Raw genomic sequence first — 248 nt, forward strand, 5'->3', positions numbered from 1 at the left:
GTTGCTGGACGGCCGGCGCAAGTCGATGCAGCCGATGGCCGAACGCCTCGGAATCGACCATCAGCGGTTGCAGCAGTTCATGACGTCCTCGACCTGGCCGGTCGCGGACGTGCGGGCCCGGCTGGCATGGCGGGCCGTGCGGGCGGTTTGCCCGCAGGTGTGGGTGGTGGACGACACCGGTTTCCCCAAGGACGGCAAGGCCTCACCCGGGGTGGCCCGGCAGTACTCGGGCACCCTGGGCAAGGTCG

Annotated in this window: 1 protein-coding gene; it reads left to right on the forward strand. The window is 70.6% G+C overall.

All coding sequences use genetic code 11. From position 1 onward, the window contains the following. On the forward strand, window positions 1–248 hold a 248-nt coding region (locus IF09_RS46670; RefSeq protein ID WP_030304490.1), incomplete at both ends, for a transposase.

Origin of the sequence: Streptomyces katrae, from assembly GCF_000717655.1 — a bacterium.
GTDB lineage: Bacteria > Actinomycetota > Actinomycetes > Streptomycetales > Streptomycetaceae > Streptomyces > Streptomyces katrae_B.